At 35.3% G+C, this 21427-nt stretch carries 8 protein-coding genes; 4 read left to right on the top strand and 4 right to left on the bottom strand.

Features of this window, described 5'->3' with window-relative positions; genetic code table 11:
• Positions 1 to 43: 43 nt before the first annotated feature.
• The 3 genes from AC5ZCW_RS03865 to AC5ZCW_RS03855 all read left to right on the top strand — a co-directional run bounded on the left by AC5ZCW_RS03865 (position 44) and on the right by AC5ZCW_RS03855 (position 15315).
• Positions 44 to 6049 carry a DUF8693 domain-containing protein gene (locus AC5ZCW_RS03865; protein ID WP_496118059.1) on the top strand — a complete coding sequence of 2002 codons (6006 nt, stop codon included), beginning with the start codon at positions 44 to 46 and terminating at the stop codon, positions 6047 to 6049.
• A 148-nt stretch (positions 6050 to 6197) separates the two neighbouring features.
• Positions 6198 to 10040, top strand: coding sequence for a DUF8693 domain-containing protein (locus AC5ZCW_RS03860; RefSeq protein WP_496118057.1), 3843 nt, complete (start codon positions 6198 to 6200; stop codon positions 10038 to 10040).
• Positions 10041 to 10479: 439 nt separating this feature from the next.
• On the top strand, positions 10480 to 15315 hold the full coding sequence (locus AC5ZCW_RS03855; RefSeq protein WP_496118055.1) for a DUF8693 domain-containing protein: 4836 nt from the start codon (positions 10480 to 10482) through the stop codon (positions 15313 to 15315).
• Between the two features lie 43 nt (positions 15316 to 15358).
• Here the strand turns inward: AC5ZCW_RS03855 and AC5ZCW_RS03850 are convergent, their stop codons facing one another.
• From AC5ZCW_RS03850 to AC5ZCW_RS03840, 3 genes are all read right to left on the bottom strand, one after another.
• Positions 15359 to 16225, bottom strand: coding sequence for a cupin-like domain-containing protein (locus tag AC5ZCW_RS03850; protein WP_496118053.1), 867 nt, complete (start codon positions 16223 to 16225; stop codon positions 15359 to 15361).
• Between the two features lie 112 nt (positions 16226 to 16337).
• Positions 16338 to 16775 carry a hypothetical protein gene (locus tag AC5ZCW_RS03845; RefSeq protein ID WP_008465451.1) on the bottom strand — a complete coding sequence of 146 codons (438 nt, stop codon included), beginning with the start codon at positions 16773 to 16775 and terminating at the stop codon, positions 16338 to 16340.
• Positions 16776 to 16873: 98 nt separating this feature from the next.
• Positions 16874 to 17821 (bottom strand): bifunctional riboflavin kinase/FAD synthetase, encoded by a 948-nt coding sequence (locus AC5ZCW_RS03840; protein WP_496118051.1) that lies wholly within the window; start codon positions 17819 to 17821, stop codon positions 16874 to 16876.
• 192 nt (positions 17822 to 18013) lie between these two features.
• Between AC5ZCW_RS03840 and AC5ZCW_RS03835 the strand changes: the two genes are divergently transcribed.
• On the top strand, positions 18014 to 20683 hold the full coding sequence (locus tag AC5ZCW_RS03835) for a zinc-dependent metalloprotease (protein ID WP_496118050.1): 2670 nt from the start codon (positions 18014 to 18016) through the stop codon (positions 20681 to 20683).
• 19 nt (positions 20684 to 20702) lie between these two features.
• On the opposite strand, the gene AC5ZCW_RS03830 is transcribed toward AC5ZCW_RS03835, so the two are convergent.
• Positions 20703 to 21383: a ComF family protein gene (locus AC5ZCW_RS03830; protein WP_496118048.1), complete on the bottom strand. Its 681-nt coding sequence runs from the start codon at positions 21381 to 21383 to the stop codon at positions 20703 to 20705.
• Positions 21384 to 21427: the final 44 nt, after the last annotated feature.

Genomic DNA, 21427 nt, shown 5'->3' with positions numbered 1-21427 from the left:
TTAGCAAACCAAAAACAAATTTAAAATAAATACCTACTAACATATGATGAGAAAATTACTTTACTCGTTTTTATTTTTTATTTTCCCTAAGTTTTTATCTAAAAGATCATACACGCCAAGTTTAGGTTTACTTTGTTTGGGGATGTTTTTTGTGGTTTCTTTTGCTTTAGGACAAACTAGATGGACTGGTACTACAAGCAATGCATGGACTACAGCTTCAAATTGGTCTCCCGCGGTAGTTCCAGGGACCAATGATGATGTAATTATTGGAAATTTCGTTCCAGGTTATCAACCGACATTAAGTGCTAGTACAACTGTAAAAAGCCTAACAATAAATGGACGGTCAACTACAAGTAATACTAGAGGTGGAGACTTGACTATTAGCACAGGGGCTACTTTAACGATTACTAATAATCTTATTATGAATGGCTCTACAGGAGGGAATTCGGGAGGGAATGTACGTATAGTAGCTAACGGAACAGGATCAATTAGTGTAGGCGGAAATTTCACTACAAATAATTCTACAGGCGGACCTCCTGAGCAGCCGACATTGACATTAGGATCAGGAACGTTTACGATTGGTGGAAATTTTACGTTAAGCTCATTAGCTATTTTTAATCCAGGTACTAGTACGGTTATATTTAATAGTAGTGCAGCTTCATTAATTCAAACTTCTACTGCATTAACCACATTTTATAATTTAACGATAAATAAATCAACTTCTACAGGAACAGTAACAAACAGTTCTAAAGCAATAGATATTGATGGTAATTTAAATATAACTAGTGGGAATTTAACATTATCAGCAAGTGATAATAATTATACGGTTTTAGGAGATCTAGTAGTTGCAACAAATGGCACCCTTACTCATAATGTCGATTGGAGCGTTACGGCGACTCAAAAACAATTAACAGTGGGAGGCAACTTGTGGATAAACGGTACATATTCTAAGGGTTCTGCAGCACGAGCGCATGTGCAAATGAATGGTTCTGGTAAAACTGTTCACACAGGAAGCTCTTCGCTTAATATTCTTACTATTGCAACAACGGGAACGATAACTGCAGATGGAACGCTTACAGTAAATGATAACTTCTGGGCTCCCTTTGGTACAGGAGGAACATTTGTAACAGGAAGCAATACTATTACTGCTAATGGATCTTTATTGATTAGTAATGGAAGTGTTAATGCAAATGGAGGTACACTTAATGTTTCCAATGGAGGATCGATATTAGTTGGACAAGCAGCAGGAGCTTATGGTTCTTTAACTATTAACGGTGCGACAGTAATTACAGACGGAATTGTTCTTGGAGATGTAGCTGGGACAGCAAATTCTTCAATTACACAGAACATGGGTACATTAACAATAAATGGTGCGGTTACTATTAATCAGCCTGTAGCAAATTCTATTACAAATGCATGGAATATAAATGCGATGACTGCTAGTGTTTCGGGTTTAATAACTTTTGCAGGAACAAATGCAACAAATTCACGAGTCGGAAAAATCGCAATAACTTCAGGTACATTAAATGCAAATGGCGGAATAACGTTTGTTAATTCTGCATCTGCTACAAAGGTGATTGATATATCTGGAGCAGGTAATATTAATTTAAAAGGAGCATTGACAAATTCTAATTTTGCAACATTAAATGCTGGTAGCTCAAGTAACTTTAATTATGTAGATTCAAATTCTCAAACTATTAATTTTTTTGGAGGAACCAATAGCGGTTATAATAATTTAAATATTGATAACACAAGTAGCGGAGGAGCAACTCTTAGTGTTGCTATATCGGCGACTAATGTAAAAGGGGATCTGTTTGTTGGAAGTAAAAATTCAAGTAGTACTTTTAATAATGGTGGTTTTGCAATAACATTGAATAATGGTAAAAACTTCAAAGTAGAAAACACTTCAACTTTTAATTTAACTGGAACAAGTGGAATGGTAACTGTTTCTGGAACAGGGGCAAAAACATTTGGTGCTACTAGTACAGTAAATTATGGAGGGACTAACCAAACAGTTTCTTCAGAGACTTATGGCCATCTTTCTATTAATGGAACTGGAACTAAAACTTTAAGCGGCGCAACAACAGCATTAGGAAATGTAATCATCGGAGGAAATGCCAGTATATTGGATGTCTCTGGTTCTAATTTTGCTCTTAATGCTGGAGGAAATTTCACTACTAGTGGCGGAACTTTTATTCAAAGATCAGGTATAGTAACTCTAAATGGAACGAACCAATCGTTCAATATTCCTAATTTCTATAATCTTAGATTATCTGGAAGTGGAACAAAAACATTTGCAGCAACTACAGGAGTAACAAATGATTTAATTATAAATTCAAATGTAAATGCAAGTTTAGGAATAGGTCAAATCCATACCACAAATACGCTTACTTTAGGAGCAAACCAAGTTTTACCTTCTACATGGGGAAATACAATTTCTCCTGCTTTAAGAAAAGATGATACTTTTTTTATTGCTACTACAGGAATTATAAGAGTAGCATCAAGCACATGTACCAATTTTTCATCGGTTGCACAGATTACTAGTGTTTCTTTGAATAATACAGTAAGAACAAGTTCAGGAACAGGCAGTTTTGAAGATCTTATTTCGCCAGCCTTAACAACTGTAGTTAAGGGGCAAAGTTATGCTCTTACGGTAACAGGAAATACATTAAGTGACCAGAATGGATATTATTCGGTGTTTTTTGACTGGAATAATGATGGTGTTTTTGCCTCGTCCGAATATTCTCAAATTGGTTCAATAAGAAATTCAAATGGTGCCGATGGTAAGAGCGCTTCTTTATATGTTACAATTCCTGCAGGTTCAGGCTCTGTAGCGGGGACTGTAAAAATGCGTATTATTGGCCGTATAGGAGATTATAATAATACAGCATGTGCAATCGGTGGTACAGGACAAATGGAAGATTATACTATTTCAATTCAAGAAACCTGTAGTGGTAATTTTACGCCAGGACAAACGAATACTTCGGTAGCTTCAGTATGTCCAAATACCCCTTTTACATTATCTATTTCAAACACGATACAAGATGGGGCTACTTATATTTGGCAAACATCACCAAATGGATCTGATCCATGGACTAATGCTGTACCTGCGCCAAGTAGTTTCTTTGGAAAAGAAACGTTTGATACAACAAATTCGGATGCTGGTGTTTATGGAGCAGCGGTTATAGCAGGCGGACAATTAGTGTTGACTCCAGCAATTAATAGTCAATATGGGGCTTATGTCGTTAAAAAAACACCTGGTTCAAATATTGATGCATTTAGTGTAAATTTTGATTATCAAATTCCTCCTGGTGGAGGAGCTGATGGTTTCAGTTTGAGTTATGCAGATGACGTGCAAGAAGATGCTGCTGGAGGAGAAAGTGGCTCAGGATCGGGATTAATTGTTGAATTTGATACATATGATAATGATGGAGATATAGCAGGACAAGGAAGTCGTATCAGAATTAAATATGCTGGTGCCACTCTTTATAATTCAAGTATTAATGCCCCAAGCTTACGACCTACAGCAGGAGATACGCCTGTTTTATTAAGAGTAGATGCAAAAGGCAAATTAACATTGACAATAAACAATAGTGTAGTAGTTTCAAATTTAGCGTTACCTGCAGGTTATCTATCAAGCAATAAATCACTTTGGAGATTTAAGTTTGCGGCTAGAACCGGCGGAATAAATGATAAACAGATAATAGATAATTTATTAATTAATTATCTGGATATTACAGCTTCAGGGCCAACATTTACAACCACTCAAACGACTAAGACGTACTATCGTGTCGGGATTTCTTGTGGTTCATCTTCACCGAATTATTCGCAAGCTGTAATGGTAGATATGATTTCGGCAACAATTAGCGCAATGACAGCGACGGCTTGTTCAGCGGTAGCTTTTTCATCGAAGCCACTTGATGGAACAAATGGAACAATTCCAGCAAATACAAAATATACTTGGACAACACCATCTATGCCTACGGGATTGACAGGTGGAGCAGGAAATACTGTGGCATCATCTACTATAACAGGAACATTAACAAATACTACATCAACAGCTCAAACGGCAATTTATACAGTTACTCCAATTACAGGAACCTGTACAGGAGTGCCTTTCACGGTTACAGTTACAGTAAACCCAATACCAGCAACCCCATCAACTTCACAGACCAATGTATCTTGTGGTACTTTAGGAAGTATAACATTAACTAATTTGCCATCAGTAAAATGGACTGTTTATCTAAATGATCTGTCAGGGGCGCATCAATATTCTCGTCAAAATGCAGAAACTGACTTGACTATTCACGATTTACCAGTTGGAACATATAATTTTACTGTTGAAGATGTTACTTCGGGATGTATTTCAGATGTGGCATCTGTGCAGATAATAGACATTAGTACAAATACAATATGGAACGGCTCAGCATGGTCAAATGGTGAACCAAATGCAAATACAAGTGTTACAATTAGCTCGGTTTTGCCAGACCAACCTTTTTCTGCAGCTAAACCAAACATAACAGCATGTTCTTTAAATATTAGCGTTCCAAATGGCGCAACAGATCCTAACGTAATTATTCCGTCAGAAATGACTTTAACCGTCACAAACGGTATAACAAGTAACGGTAAATTGGTTTTTGAAAGTGGTTCAAGTTTATTACAAGGAGCAAATGCTGTAAATTCAGGTAATATTTCTTATAAAAGAAAAGTTGATTTGACCCGTTACGATGTAGTTTATTGGGGATCACCAGTAACGGATGCAAATATGACCATGGCTAAGTTTTCTCCAAACACTTTGTGGGACAAATACCATTATTGGGATGCTGCTAACGGACAATGGATTCTTGATAGCTTCGGTACAAAAGTTATGAAAGAGGGAGAAGGATATAGTATCAGAGCTCCACAAAATTTTAGCTTAACAATCCCAGACACATTTGAAGGTATATTTGTTGGAGTGCCAAATAATGGAGACGTATCAGTTCCTGTATTAGAAAATAAATTAAACTTGATAGGTAACCCTTACCCTTCTCCAATAAGCGCAAAAGAGTTGATGCTGGCAAATAAAACCCAATTAGGATCATTATATTTTTGGTCACACAATTCGCCTCCGCAAATTATTCCAGGAACTAATACTTTCCAGTACATAAGTTCAGATTTTGTGGTTTTTAATGGAACAGGTTCGACAAGAGTAAATGATGATCCTGCTACAGAATTTAAAGGTTTTATTGGGGCAGGACAAGCTTTTTTTACAATATCGCCTGCAGGTGCAACGGCAATTAAATTTAATAATGATCTTCGTAAAGCAAGCTCACAGAATACACAATTTTATAAACCAAGTGAAGCCAGTAAAACTGAAGGTAACCGTCTTTGGCTGAATATTGCAAACTCGCAAGGTGCTTTTAAACAGATATTAATCGGATATGTTGAAGGAGCGACTAATGGTATTGATTTCAGTTATGACGCTACGACAAGAGGAGGTACTGCTTATATTGATTTTTATAGTATCAGTGAATCTAGAAAATTAACGATTCAAGGTCGTGCACTTCCTTTTGATGATACAGACGTAGTTCCTTTAGGTTATAAGAGTGGTGTTGATGATAAAGGGGATCGTAACTTCACGATTTCTATTGATCATGCAGACGGATTATTTGCTACCCAAGCTGTATACTTAGAAGATAAAGCTCTAGGTAAAATAATAGATTTACGAAAAGAGAATTATACTTTCTTTAGTTTAGCAGGAAGCAATTCAACTCGTTTTTCGATTCGTTATACAAATAAAACTTTAGGGACAGATGATTTTGAAAATCTTGAGAATACGGTTTTAGTTTCAGTGAAAGACAAAGCAGTAAATATTACATCATCTAAAGAAACGATTAAAGAAGTAAATGTTTACAACGTTGGAGCGCAGTTGTTATATAGCAATAACAAAGTGAATGCTTCAGACTTGCAAATTAAAAACTTGCATTCTAGCGATCAAGTATTATTGGTGAAAATAACCTTAGAAAACGGGCATACCTTTACTAAAAAAGTTATTTTTTCTAATCTGTAAATAATATAACGTCAATATTTGAAAGCCCATTCATAAAAGAATGGGTTTTTTTGTGCTTAAAATATCCCTAAATCTTGGTATTGCGCATATTACCTTAACTTTATAAATTTAGCTTAATTCTTACAAAATTAACTTTAATTATACTGTTTTGATTAAAAATTTATTTTATTCTTTAATTTCACTTTTGCTCATTCCTGGTTCAAGTCTTTTTGCACAACAGGGTAAAGTCGATCATACTTTTAACGCATTTGATGACGGACAAAACGGAGACGGTTTTGACGGAGCTGTACGAACTCTTCTCTTACAAAAAAATGGTAGTTTGATTGTTGGAGGTGATTATCTTAGTTTAAACGGATTTCCAGTCTCTTATCTTACGTGTTTAAATCCTAACGGATCTATTGATGAAAGTTTTAATACAGGTACAGGTTTTAATGGCAAAATTTACGCATCATATTTACAGCCAGACGGTAAAATTATCTTAGGAGGAAATTTTACAATGTATAACGGAATCAATGCGGGAAGACTTATCCGTCTCAATTCTGATGGATCTTATGACCCAACTTTTAATACTACGGTAGGAGTGACAACAGGAATTGTCTATGACATTACAATGCAGTCAGATGGGAAAATAATAATTGTTGGAAGCTTTTCAAAATATACAAATACAACAGTAAATCGGGTGGCTCGTTTGCTTCCAAACGGAACACTAGATTCTTCATTTTTGACTGGTTCTGGTTCAACTTTAAATATTACTCATGTTAAGATAACAGATGATGAAAAAGTCATTCTTACAGGTAATTTTATCACGTTTAATGGAATTTCGGCAAATAGAATTGTACGCTTAAATAGTAATGGCAGTTTCGATTTTACTTTTAATTGTGGGGATGGGTTTAATGATGATGTTAACGCCATCGCATTGCAATCTGATGGAAAAATCGTATTAGGAGGAAACTTTACCACATTCAATAATGCTGTAGCCAATCGTCTTATTCGATTAAATATAGATGGTACAAAAGACGAAAGTTTTCAAACAGGATTAGGTTTTAGTAAAGAAGGAGTTCAAACCTTAAAAATAGATTTAAACGGAGATTTAATGGTAGGAGGATCTTTTACAGGTTTGTACAATAGCAACGATGTTAATAGACTAGTTTTTCTAAATCCGGATGGAACCGTAAAATCAAATTTTGATATTGGCTCTGGGCCTTCTTCTGCATCTGTTTTATGTCTAGAATTTGACGAAGAAGGTTCTTGGTTTGTTGGAGGATCTTTTTATGTGTTTAATGGTCTCAATCAAGGCAGATTGGCTAAAATTAATAACGAAGGCGAACACGATATTGGTTATTTGTCATCAGGAATAGGTTTTGATAATTCTGTTTTGAGTCTTTTACCACTTCCAAATCAAAAAACAATTGTTGGGGGTAATTTCAGTAAATTCAATGGAGTACCAGTTTCAAGAATAACCTGTTTGTTAGAAGACGGTTCACTTGATCCATCCTTTAATACTGGAAAATCTGGTGCAAATAACTTAGTAAAAACAATTGCCTTACAGACTGATGGGAAAGCAATTATTGGAGGAAATTTTACAAAGTATAATGATATAAACAGTAACAGGATTGTTAGAATTTTATCTAATGGAGAAATCGATAATTCATTTAATAGCGGAGACGGGTTTAATTCCCAAGTCTACGCCCTGGCAATTCAGAATGACCAAAAAATAATTGTTGCAGGCGCATTCACAAAATACAATGGCACAAGTTTGAATAGGATTTTAAGACTTCTTCCAGATGGCTCAAAAGACACCAGTTTTAATATTGGTTTGGGCGCCGATGGAACTATTGAAGCGATATTGATACAATCTGATGGAAAGATTCTTCTTGGGGGGCATTTTAAAACTTTTAATGCACAGTCTTTTTCTGGTTTAGTTCGTCTAAATTCTGATGGCAGTATTGATTCTAGCTTTAATATTCAAAATGGTTTTGATAAATATGTTTATGCATTGGCACTCCAATCAAATAAAAAAATTATTGTTGGAGGAACATTTTTAACGTTTAATGGCATTCCTGAAAAAAGAATAGTTCGGCTAAATAGTGATGGAAGTCTTGATAATGCATTTGAATCTGGAACTGGTTTTAGTAAAGGAGATGTCCGTTCAATTTTAGTACAGCCAGATGACCGAATTTTGGTTGGAGGAGCTTTTTCGGGAACATACAATAATACGGCATCTTCCAGACTTATTAGGTTGATGCCTTCTGGAGTTTTTGATAATTCTTTTACTGCGCCTTTAAATAACACCCTGTTTGATATGAAATTTAGTGCAGATTATAAATTGTTTATTGGAGGTAATTTTAATTCAGTTGCAGGTATATCAAAACATAGAGTCGCTCGTTTAAAACTTTGTGTAAATACTACAGTTTGGAATGGCGAGATATGGTCAAACGGCCCGCCATCAGCAGGAAAAGATGTATATTTTAAAGAGAATTTCCCGCAACTAACCAGTACTGCTATTTGCGGTTGCAATATTGATCAAGGTAAGACCGTGACCTTGTTAGAAAAAAATACTCTCGCAGTAGAGTTTGCATATACTGGTTCTGGAACTTTAGTCTTAGAAGATGCAGCAAGTTTATATCAGTCAGATGATGATATGGTAAATACAGGAATTATTCATTTAATAAGAAAAACAAAACCGGTAATCCGTTATGATATGACCTATTGGTCTTCGCCTGTTGATAAGCAAACAATGAAAGATTTTTCACCAGATACTCTTGGAGATAAATTCTATTGGCATGACCCAATTTCTAACTGGATAATCGATTATAATGGAACTATGGATATGATTCCTGGGCAAGGTTACTGTATTAGGGCTCCGCAAAATTATTCAATTACTGATCGCAAAATATTTGAGGGGACTTTTAAAGGGATTCCGAACAATGGTAAAATAGATGCTGAGTTTAAAGTAGTAAATAGCCTTTATCTGATAGGAAACCCATATCCTTCGGCCATAAATGCAGATCTTTTTATAAAAAACAATTCTTCAAAAATACACGGTGCTCTTTATTTTTGGACGCATAGCACACCTCCTTCCAATGGCAAATATTCAGCAGATGACTGCGTGGTATATAATCTTTTAGGAGGTGTTGGAATAAGTTCTTCTTTAAATTCAGAAAATTATAATACAACACCAGATGGCACAATAGCTTCTGGGCAAGGCTTTTTTGTACAAAGTAAAACAGTAGGTGTTATTGAGTTTAATAATAATATGAGAATCAAAGCTCATAATAGCAGCTTTTTTAGACCTAGTTCTCAAAGTCAAGTCGAAAATGAGAAATTTCGATTTTGGCTTAATCTCCATAATGGGAAAAATGCCCTAAAACAAATTTTATTAGGTTATGACAAGGAAGCTTCCAATTCTCTAGACTATTATGATGCGGTAATTCTCAGTTCAAGTCAAGAAATTGATTTTTACAGCGTTTTAGAGAATAAAAAATTGGTAATTCAAGGAAGAGCAATGCCATGGACAGAAAGTGATTTTATTAATTTGGGATATAAAACGACTGTTAAAACGGCTTTGAATTTAGAGATTGACCACCAAGACCCATTATTTGATGAAATCAGTATTTTTTTAGTGGATAAAACGCTAAATAAATGTCATAATCTTTCCGAAAGTGCATATCAATTTGATTCTGAAGCAGGAACTTTTAACAATCGGTTTTCAATAATTTATGCCAATAAAAATTTAGGAATTACAACTTTTGAAAACATTTCTAAGAGCATTTTAATATCAAATAAAAATCATGTGATAAATATTGAATCGTTCGATGAAAAAATCAATGAGGTTATAATTTTTGATATTTCAGGAAATGAATTATACAAAAAGAATCAGCTTGAAAGTAAAAAAATATCAATTCAAAATTTGTTCTCTTCGCATCAAGTTTTATTAGTAAAAGTCATTTTTGAAAATGGAAAATCTGTTTCTAAAAAAGTAGTTTTTTAAAAGAAACAGTAAATAATCTATTGTAAATCCTCTGTGTAAAAAGCAGAGGGTTTTTTTGTATTTCATTGTTAATGAGTTGTTTGGTTGAAAATTAACAGTTTTTTCCTATTTTATGTATTTTTTAGCGCAAACGTGTTAAAATTAAGAGGTTTGTATTGTAGAGATGATTTTAATGTAAACAAAATCGTACCTTGTTTAAGGTTTTAATCGATTAAATGCAAATTAATTCGATTAAATGCCGTTTCCTTATAAGCCTTTTCTAATGTATTTTTTTCTTAAAAAGCGAAAGCTTTAAAACGGTCATTTTATCAGCCTTTAATTAATTGTGACTCTATAAAAATCATAGCCTAAAATATGCTTTAAACGATTAAGTCTCCCAGATTTCGCAATTAATCTTTTTGAGTTTGAATTTATTTTTCAATTACTAAAATGCCACAAGATGAAAAAAGATTTACTTACTGTGCTGAGTTTCTTCAGCTTTTCAACTTTAGTAACTTATATTAGAAAACCCTTAGAATTTAGTTGGAAATTTAAAATCATAATGATTTTGGTTTTATCATTTTTTTATACTTCTTCAAAAGCACAAACTATAGTACATGCAGTTCCTTCTAGTAATGCTTCTTTTCCTCTTCCAGCAGGTATGGATGTTGTTACTGTAGAAGCTTGGGGAGGCGGAGGTGCAGGCGGAGCCGCTTTTGCGGGCTCAGGATGGGGAAGAGGTGCTCCTGGCGGCGGCGGCGGGGCTTATGCTTTAGGAAATATTACAGGAATAACAGCACCAACTTTAAATGTTGTTGTTGGTGCTCCCGGTGCGGGCGGAACAGGTAATGGAGCCAGTGGTGGACCATCTTTTATAACAGGTTTTTCTGGAGTTTTTTACGCGCCAGGGGGAGCTGGTGGTGTTGCCAATCTTCCAACTACAGGAGATAATCCTCCTGTTGCAACGCCTGCTACTACAGGTGCTAAAGGAAGTATTACAGCGACAAATGGAGGAGCTTCGGGAACAGGGTATAATAGTTTGCTCAATTTAGCTCTTTCATCTGGAAATGGTGGAGATGCAGCCAATCTTGGCCTGCAAAAAGGAGGAAAAGGAGGGGTTGGTTATTCTAGTCTTTTAGGAGCAAATGGTGCGGGGAAGCCTGGACAGGAATATGGAGGAGGAGGTTCAGGAGCGGCTAGTTCTTTACCTTTAATAGGGGCAGCAACTTTATATAACGGAGGAAGTGGTGCAAAAGGTTATGTTAGCATTACTTATACTTGTAAAGCGTATAGTTTTACCTCAATATCAGCACCAAATGTTTGTACGGCAACGGGGACAACTTCACAGGTACAACTTACTGGCACACCAGCAAGTTTGCCTGCGGGTATATATACAGTAAACTACAGTACAAGTAGTCCATCGGCTACATTAACGGCTTCAATGGAAGTTCTGTCTCCAGGAGGTTCAGGAAATTTCATTGCTGCTGGTTTAAATCTTTTAGGGTCAAGTAGAATAACAGTTAATTCTTTAACTTCTGTAGATTGTGTTTCTTCATTTTCTTCAAACAATTATGTAGATATTGTAGTTGGAGCGCAACCAACATTGACATTGAGTGCAACAACTGCAGTATGTGCAAGTACAAGTTTGCAAAGTACCACATTGCCGTATAGTAACGCTACCAATTCTCCTTCTACTTATAGCATAACTTGGAATGCAAGTCCAACAAATAGTTTTTTGCCAGTTGTAAATGCAGCTTTACCGGCAAGTCCAATCAATATTTCAATACCTGCCAATACATCACAGGGTACTTATACAGGAAATTTAACGATGAAAAATGCAGCAGGCTGTACATCAATAGTATATAGTTTTAATGTTACAGTAAATCCGCTACCAGCAATTACATTAGGCAGTATAGCTGGAGTTTGTACAAGTGCGGCTCTACAAAATGTAACATTGCCTTATACAGCTCCCGCCAATTCACCAACAACCTATAGTATTACTTGGGGTGCAAATCCGCCTAATAACTTTGGGACAATTACAAATGCAAATTTAACAGCCAATTCAATAAGTATTGCCGTTCCAGCGGGAACAGCAGCGGGAACTTATACAGGAACCTTAACGGTAAAAAATGCGAATGGATGTACTTCGACACCAAGTAATTTTACAGTAAACGTAAATTCATTACCATCAATCACGCTTGGAACAGCCAGCTCGGTTTGTTTTAATGCTGCAGCTCAGACCTCTAATTTAAGCTATAGCGCTCCCGCCAATTCGCCAGCATCTTACAGCATTGTCTGGAACACGAGCCCTACGAATAATTTTTTGGCAGTTACAGATGCCGTTTTAACCACCAGTCCGATAAGTATTGCCGTTCCAGCGGGAACAGCAGCGGGAACTTATACAGGAACCTTAACGGTAAAAAACGCGAATGGATGTATTTCGACACCAAGTAATTTTACAGTAAACGTAAATTCATTACCATCAATCACGCTTGGAACAGCTAGCGCGGTTTGTTTTAATGCTGCAGCTCAGACCTCTAATTTAAGCTATAGCGCTCCCGCCAATTCGCCAGCATCTTACAGCATTGTCTGGAACACGAGCCCTACGAATAATTTTTTAGCAGTTGCAGATGCCGTTTTAACCGCCAGTCCAATAAGTATTGCTGTTCCAGCGGGAACTGCAGCGGGAACTTATACGGGAACCTTGACGGTAAAAAATACGAATGGATGTATTTCGACACCAAGTAATTTTACAGTAACCGTTAATTCGTCTCCAACAATTACAACATCAGGAAATTTAGCTCCAATTTGCCAAAATGCATTAGCACAAACAACATCTTTGCCATATTCTGCCACAGCTGGTTTGCCTATTAGCTATTCAATAGATTGGGCAATTTTAAATGATCAAACTACTACCTCTTTTTCTTTTGATTCTGCGGGAGGAAATGTAAATAATATTAGTGTTCCTGCCAATGCAGCAGCTGGAACTTATAGTGGAGTAATGACAATTTTCACATCAAACGGATGTCAAACGACACAAGCAATTTCACTAACAATTAACAGTCTTCCAACTATAAGCACATCAGGAGTCTTTACTCCGGTTTGTCAGAGTTCATTGGCGCAGACTACTACATTAAATTATAACTCGACAACAGGATCTCCAACGAATTATGCAATTGACTGGGTTGTTTTAACCGATCAAGGCACAACACCATTTCCTTTTAGTTCGGGATCGGGAGAAATTGTCAATATAAATGTTCCAGCAAATACCGTAGCAGGAACTTATAATGGGGTCATGACAATTACAACTTCTAATGGCTGCCCAGTAAGTCAGGCAGTTTCTTTAACAGTAAATCCGGTTGTAACCGCACCCGTAGCTTCTGTTACCCAACTTCCAACTTGTGTAAACAATACGGGGATAATAACAGTAACTTCTCCGGCTTCAGGAACTGGATATACTTATAGTATCGATGGAGTAGATTTTAGTAATACTTCAGGAGTATTTGCAGGTTTATCTTCAGGAGGTTATAATGTGCAAGTAAAAAATAATACATCAGGATGCGAATCACAACCAACACCCGTCACAATAAATGCTTTTGTGACTAAAGCATGGAATGGAAGTGTTGATGCCAATTGGGCAAACCCCGCTAACTGGACACCTACAGGAGTTCCTGTTGCAACAGATTGTATTGATATTCCAGATGTAGGTATTGATCCGATAATTTCTGGAACAAACGGAAGCTTTTTTGCTAGCAGATTAACGATTCAAAATAATGGTTCTTTGATTGTGGAAAGCACCAATACAATTACGGTAACCAATGAAGTGAATGTGTTAGGTAATGGAGTTTTTGTCTTTGAAAATAATTCAAGTTTGGTGCAAGTTTCAGATGTGGCGAATTTTGGAAATATTACCTATAAAAGAAATACAACTCCTGTAAGACGTTATGATGTTACCTATTGGTCTTCTCCAGTAACCCGTGATCCAGCATTTACATTACATGATTTGTCTCCGAATACGCTGTGGGACAAATTTCACAGATATGATTCATCTGTTGGATGGATATTAATTGATAATGGAGCAGGAGAAATGGTAAAGGGAAATGGTTATAGTATTAGAGCTCCTCAATCTTATGATTTGAATGATCCTCAAATTTTTGGCGGAGAATTCGTTGGTGTACCAAATAATGGAACTATTTCGGGACCAACCACTGTAGCTGGAAAATTAGTTTTTCTAGGAAATCCATATCCTTCAGCGATTTATGCAGATCAATTTATTCATGACAATGCAGATCGTTTGTACGGGACATTGTATTTTTGGACACATAATAGCCTTCCTACTCTAATACCAGGCAGTAATACCTTTACTTACACTAGCACTGATTTTGCCTATTACAATTTATCAGGACAGGTAGATGTAGGACAAATGGAAGGAACAGGAGCATCGTCTCCAGGAAATAAAGTTCCACCAGCAGGATATATTGCTTCGGGGCAAGGTTTTTTTGCTAAAACTTTAACGGGTCAGAGTGTTGTCTATACAAATTCGATGCGTGTTGCTAGTTTTAACAGTCAGTTTTTTAAATCTAAAGCTGATACTGATGAAGAAAAACATCGTGTCTGGTTGAATTTGACAAATACACAAGGAGCGTTTAAGCAATTACTTATCGGGTATATAACTGGCGCCACTAACTCGTGGGATAATAGTTACGATGCAACGACAATGAACGCAAATCCGTATCTTGATTTTTATAGTATAAATGAAGGTAAAAAACTAGTTATCCAAGGAAGAGCCGTACCTTTTGTTGTTTCCGATACGATACCTTTAGGATATAAATCGACAATTCCAGAAGGTAATTTTACAATGGCGATAGATCATACTGATGGGAATTTAAGTACTCAGGATATTTACCTGCAAGACAATGTAACAAAGACTATTCATAATCTTAAAACGGGTAGTTATACTTTTACATCGGCACCAGGAACTTTTCTTAATCGTTTTGTATTACGATACACAAATAAGGATGATAAACCGCTTGGTATTGAAGATTTTGATAATCAGAATCAGCAGATAGTTGTTTCTGTTAAAGATAAAAATATCAAATTGCAATCTATTTCAGAACAGGAAAATCTTCAAGAAGCTGCTATTTATGATACAGGAGGTACATTATTATATCTTAAAAAACAAATTGGAAACAAAGAATGGCTTATAACAAACTTTCAATCGGGACCTCAAGTATTATTCGTCAAAATGACTTTAGATAACGGAAAAACGGTTACAAGGAAAATAGTATTCCAATAAAATGAAAAGCGGTTGAGGCTTTAAAATCTCAACCGCTTTTTTATTAAAAGGTGCGCTGCAAATTTTGATGCGTATTTTTAACAGCTTTTTCGTTTTTATAGTCAATCCACTTTTGCCCCTGAATTTTTCGCATCATAATATCAAAATGGCGCATAATAAAAACATTATACGCTGCTTTAGATAAATTGACAATGTTTTTTGGAAAAGAGCGTAGACTCATTGAAAATCCTGGTGTTAGATATTTCATGTAATGCCAGTATCCCTCAGGCATATACAGCATTTCACCATGTTTTAAGTTAGTGATATAACCTTCGACATTTTTGAGTGCTGGAAATTTTTCATAATCAGGATTGTCAAAATCAATATCTTCTCTCGAAATTAAGGCATGAGGAACTTTATACATAAATTTAGACTGATCTGGAGGAAAAATCATGCATTGCTTTTCGCCATGAAAATGGAAATGAAGAATGTTCGAGTAGTCAATATCATAATGCATAAAAACCCTCGAATTTTCTCCTCCAAAAAACAGCATTGGCATTTGCTTCACTAATTTCAAACCAATATCGGGCCATAAAAAGTCGTTTTTTAACGAAGGAACCTCTTTCATTAGATTATAAAGAAAAATACGGTAATTGGTAGGTTTTTCTTCTAATAAGTCGATGTACTCACTCATTTTCATGGTGGTATGCGCCTCGTTAAATCCGTCTTCGTGGTTTACAGGTCTGTCGTCGTATAAAGGAACGATTGAATTTCCTGCGATTTCTTTTATATAAGATAATTTCCATTTGTTATAAGCTGGCCAATCTTCGGTCAATTGTTCAATAACAACAGGAATTTGTTTTTTTACATAATGGGAAACAAAATCTTCTTTGGAGATTTTTTTAACCCTTTCTATTTGTTTTAACTTCATTTTATTAAATAAAAAAATTGCTTATAGTCTGAGCTATAAGCAATTTAAAAAATTTTGTTGAAATTATTGAGCTCTTTAGACTAATTTTTTTAATCTAATCGATTTGAAAAAATCAATCCGCAGCATATTTATTATTCCAATACAGCATCATCATTAAAGTAACGATTACAGAAGAAGCGATTCCTTCAAATAATAGACAGATACAATAAGTTGGCACCGATGGATTTCCTCCAAACATAAATGTTTCAGATAAAGTTCTTACGTAAGCATCTCCGCCTCGAGCGTAGCTATAAACCAACAGACCAAATATGCTTAGTGCTACACCAACTACAGAAGTTGCCATTGCAGAAACAGCATTAGAAACAAAATTGGTTTCACCTTCATGAAGGTTCATCTGCATAGTCCTATTAACGCCATAGAATATAAAGAAAACGTTGAGTGTTCTCAAATAAAACAAATCTGCTAAACCTAGTACATTCATTAATAAAAAATAAATGCCAATTCCGAGGAAAATCAAAAACCCGTTGGTAATTTCTTTAGGTAATTTCATAGTGGTTATTTTTTAGAAGTTAATAGTAAATATTTGAAAAACAGTGTTCTATCAAATTTACTAAAAAAATAACTACGATGATTTAAAAACAATAAAAACTATGCAGTCTGGTTTTTTAATGTAGAGTTTATAAAAGCCAAAGAATCGGTTTGATCTTGATTAAGCTGTGCTTTTAAAGCATCTATCGAACCAAATTTTTGTTCTTCGCGAATATAATGCAATAAAGAAACTTCAATTTTTTGATCGTAAATATCTTTGTCAAAATTAAACAAGTGCACTTCTATAGTTTGTTTTTCGCCATTAACAGTAGGGTTGAAACCAATATTCATCATTCCAAAAACAGTTTCACCGTTTACAATGGCTTTCACAACATAAACACCAATTTTTGGAATCAGTTTGTAATCTTCCTCAATCTGAATATTTGCTGTAGGGAAACCAATAGTTCTTCCAAGTTGTTTTCCTTTTACGATCGTTCCGTTTAGAAAATAGCTATAGCCTAAATATTCGTTGGCCAAAGCCATGTTGCCTTCATTTAAAGCTTTTCTGATTTTGGTCGAACTAACCGAAACATCTTGAATTTCTTCAGCAGAAATTTGCTCAACTTCAAATCCATATTCAAATCCAAAAGCAATGAGATCATCAATATTTGCAGTTCTATTTCGACCAAAACGATGATCATGGCCAATAATAATTTTTTGAATCTGGAATTTTTCTACTAAAATCGTTCGAACGAATTCTTCGGCAGTTAATCTTGAAAAACTTTCGTTAAAAGGGTGGACAACTAGGTTTTCTATACCAGTTGCTTCCAAAAGCTTTATTTTTTCTTCAATAGTGTTTAACAATCTTATCTCAGATTTTTCCTGAAGAACCATTCTTGGATGCGGAAAAAAAGTTAGAACAAGACTTTCATATCTTCCATTTTCAGTTTGCTGCGTAATTCGTTCGAGAATTTTTTTATGACCAATATGCACACCGTCGAAGGTACCAAGAGTTAAAATTGTTTTCTTGGTTGACTGAAAATCGTTTATAGAATGAAAGAGCTTCAAAACAAATTATTTAAGATGCTGCAAATTTATACTATTCTCTTTTAAATTTAATGCTATGCTAAATCGAATTTTAATGCGTAACCTATCTTTTTGTAAAAATAAGACGACTCGTCGATTAAAAAGCAATAATTGTCGTATAGATAATATGATTTCAAATTAATTGAAGTAATTTTGATACTATATCTTAAGAGTATGAAAAAACAACTACTTTATATATTTTTAATTTTTTGTTCTGCAAATATCAATGCACAAGATGTTCTATGGCAGAAGGTAACTTCTTCATCGCTTTTGCGAAAAGCTGATGATGTAAGTTCTGCTAAATTATATTATAAATTAAATGAAAATCTTCTTAGTTCTAAACTAGCTTCGGCATCAAATAAAACAGCGAAAAATACAACATCAGAAATTACGATTCCAAATACTGATGGAATTTTGGAACGTTTTTCGGTTTGGGAATCCTCTAATTTTGATCCAGAATTACAGGCAAAATATCCCGAAATTAGATCTTATGTAGGGCGAGGAATAGATGATAAAAATGCTAAAATACATTTTAGCGTAGCTCCAATCGGAATGCAGACGATGGTTTTTAGACCATCAAAACCAACAGAATATATTGAACAGAATCCAGATAATAAATCGGAATATGTTTTGTATAAATCGGCAGACAACGTAGCGTCAAAAAAGCTTTTGGATTGTAAAACGCCAAATTCGTTTTCTGACAATAAACCTTCTACTACTGCAAAAACAGCTTCAAACTCTAAACAATTTAAAACACTTCGATTGGCGCTATCTTGTACAGGAGAATACACCACTTATTTTGGAGGAACAAAGGCGAAAGCTTTAGCTGGAATGAATGCCACTTTGACTCGAGTAAATGGTATTTTTAATCGAGATCTTGCAGTACAGTTGATTTTAATTGCAAATAATGATGCTATAATTTATACAGACGCTTCTACAGATCCTTATTCTATTGCATCAGCAGGTGCTAACAATGACAATCCTGCGTGGCCAAAAGAAGTGCAGACAACATTAACGACTGTAATTGGTGAAGGCAATTATGATATTGGCCATTTATTTGGCGCTTCAGGCGGAGGAGGAAATGCAAGCTGTATTGGTTGTGTCTGCGTGAGCCCTACTTCTAGCCAACCTCTAGGAAAAGGCAGTGCATTTACCTCTCCAGCAGATGGAAGACCCCAAGGCGATAATTTTGATATTGACTTTGTGGCGCATGAAATGGGGCATCAGCTTGGAGGTACGCATACTTTTTCGCATGCAAATGAAGGTTATGGAACCTGTTACGAACCAGGAAGCGGTTCAACTATTATGGGGTATGCGGGAGTAACAGATTATGATGTTCAAAGTCACTCAGACGATTATTTTTCTTATGCAAGTATTAGTCAGATACAGAGTAATTTAGCAGGAAAAACTTGTCCGGTTTCTACATCTATAGTTGATAATAATCCGCCAGTCATAAATGCAGGTTCAGATTATACGATTCCAATTAGCACACCATTTATTTTAACCGGAACAGGTTCTGATCCAGAGGGAAATTCCATAACATACACTTGGGAGCAATACGATAGTGCTATAACAACTTTTGGCAATAAGAGTTTGACGTATGCTACAAAACCAGACGGACCAATGTTTAGGTCTTTTTCTCCAACAACTTCACCTGTTCGATACATGCCTGCTTTAAGTTCTGTATTAAATAATCAGCTGACCACAAGTTGGGAATCTGTTTCTTCTATTGCCAAAACAATGAATTTTACCCTTACAGGAAGAGACAATGCTGCAGAAGGAAAGGGGCAAACCAATACAGACGCGATGATCGTAACGGTAAGTGCTGCCGCTGGGCCATTTGCAGTGACTTCACAAGCAGACGATAATTTGGGTTGGGCAAAAGAGTCTGCACAAACAATTACTTGGAATGTAAATAATACAAACACACTTCCAGGGTCATCAAATGTCAATATTAAGTTGTCAATTGATGGCGGATTAACATTTCCGGTTGTCTTGGCTTCTAATACTCCAAATGATGGCTCAGAAACGATATTGGTTCCAGAAATTGAGGCTTCTACAAATTGCAGACTTTTGATAGAGCCAGTTGGCAATATTTATTATGCTGTAAATAGTAAACCATTTGCTGTAGGATATACGGTTTCAACAGATTGTTCTTCTTATAATTTTGGTGGAGGATATTCAACCGGTGACAATGTGTATGTAAATAGAACAGTTTCTGTGCCTTCTTCAACAGGATCTATTTCAGATGTAAATGTTTCCGTAAATGTAAAACATGAGAAATTTTCGGATCTTACCATGCAGGTTATTAGCCCTAGCGGAACAATTGTAACTTTATTTAATAAAAACTGTGGAAATACAAATTCAACCTTAGCTTTGCAATTTGATGATAGCGGAACTGCTTTAAACTGTAACACAACTACTAGTCAGATTGTAATTCCTTCGACTGTTTTAAGCGCTTTTAATGGAGAAAATCCACAAGGAAATTGGACTTTTAGAGTTCTTGATGATGCTGTAGGAGCTTTGGGAACAATAAATTCTGCGTCAGTAAATATTTGTTCTAAAACCTATACATTAGGAAATGATGATTTTGAGAATGTTAGTTTTGTTGCATATCCAAATCCAAACAAAGGAACTTTTACAGTACAATTTGATCGAGATTCGGTAAGTGAGATTAAAGTTTACGTTAATGATATTAATGGAAAATATGTTTACGATAGAACTTTTCAAGGATCAGGATATTTTATTCAAGATATTCAATTGCCAGGTGTTCCTTCAGGTCTATATTTTGTAACAGTTACTGATGGCAACAGAAAAGAAATAAAAAAAATACTGATTAATTAATTCTTGAAAGCTTAAAACCTTAATGCGCCATCGCCATACAAATCATACTAATTTTAGCGCCTGGAATTTTTAATAACGCCCGAGAACAGGCTTCAATTGTTGCGCCTGTTGTGAAAACATCGTCTACAATTAAAAAATGTTTGTGATGATCGGATTCATTGAATTCGACATCAAAAATGTTTTCTATATTTTCAGACCTGCCTAAAAGGCTTTTTTTTGATTGGGTTTTAGAATATACTTTACGAAACAATAGTTTTTCATTAAAAGGAACTTCAAAACCATGGGCAATTGCTTTCCCAAAAGTAGTGACTTGATTGTAGCCACGTTCCTTAAATTTTCTTTTATGAAGTGGAACTGGAATCACGACATCAAATGGAATTTCGAGTTGAAGTTTTTTTAAATCTTCGGCATACCAATTTCCTAAAACAGTTCCTATCTCTTGATGACCTTTGTATTTTAAATTATGAATGAGTTCTTGCACCATTCCCTTTTTACTAAAATACAAAAATGCAGAAGCAAACTGAATATCGATCTTACCATAAAACTTTTTTGCAGCCTCATTTTTTAGATCTAAATGATATTGGGTTAGAGGCATTTCATGTCGACAGCTGGTGCAGAAAACTGTTTCATTTGTCACTAAAAGAGAACGGCATCCGGAGCAAACTTTCGGAAAAAAGAGATCGATAATAAAAGTAAACATTTCTGACTCTTAGAATTGTTAATAAAACCTAACAGAAATTTCTG

This window comes from Flavobacterium sp. PLA-DH12 (assembly GCF_059511845.1).
This window is presented reverse-complemented; position numbering and strand designations above follow the sequence as displayed.

Coding starts and splice junctions, on each gene's coding strand:
- AC5ZCW_RS03865 (WP_496118059.1), top strand. CDS start 44: ATGATGAGAAAATTACTTTACTCGTTTTTATTTTTTATTTTCCCTAAG.
- AC5ZCW_RS03855 (WP_496118055.1), top strand. CDS start 10,480: ATGAAAAAAGATTTACTTACTGTGCTGAGTTTCTTCAGCTTTTCAACT.
- AC5ZCW_RS03850 (WP_496118053.1), bottom strand. CDS start 16,225: ATGAAGTTAAAACAAATAGAAAGGGTTAAAAAAATCTCCAAAGAAGAT.
- AC5ZCW_RS03845 (WP_008465451.1), bottom strand. CDS start 16,775: ATGAAATTACCTAAAGAAATTACCAACGGGTTTTTGATTTTCCTCGGA.
- AC5ZCW_RS03835 (WP_496118050.1), top strand. CDS start 18,014: ATGAAAAAACAACTACTTTATATATTTTTAATTTTTTGTTCTGCAAAT.
- AC5ZCW_RS03830 (WP_496118048.1), bottom strand. CDS start 21,383: ATGTTTACTTTTATTATCGATCTCTTTTTTCCGAAAGTTTGCTCCGGA.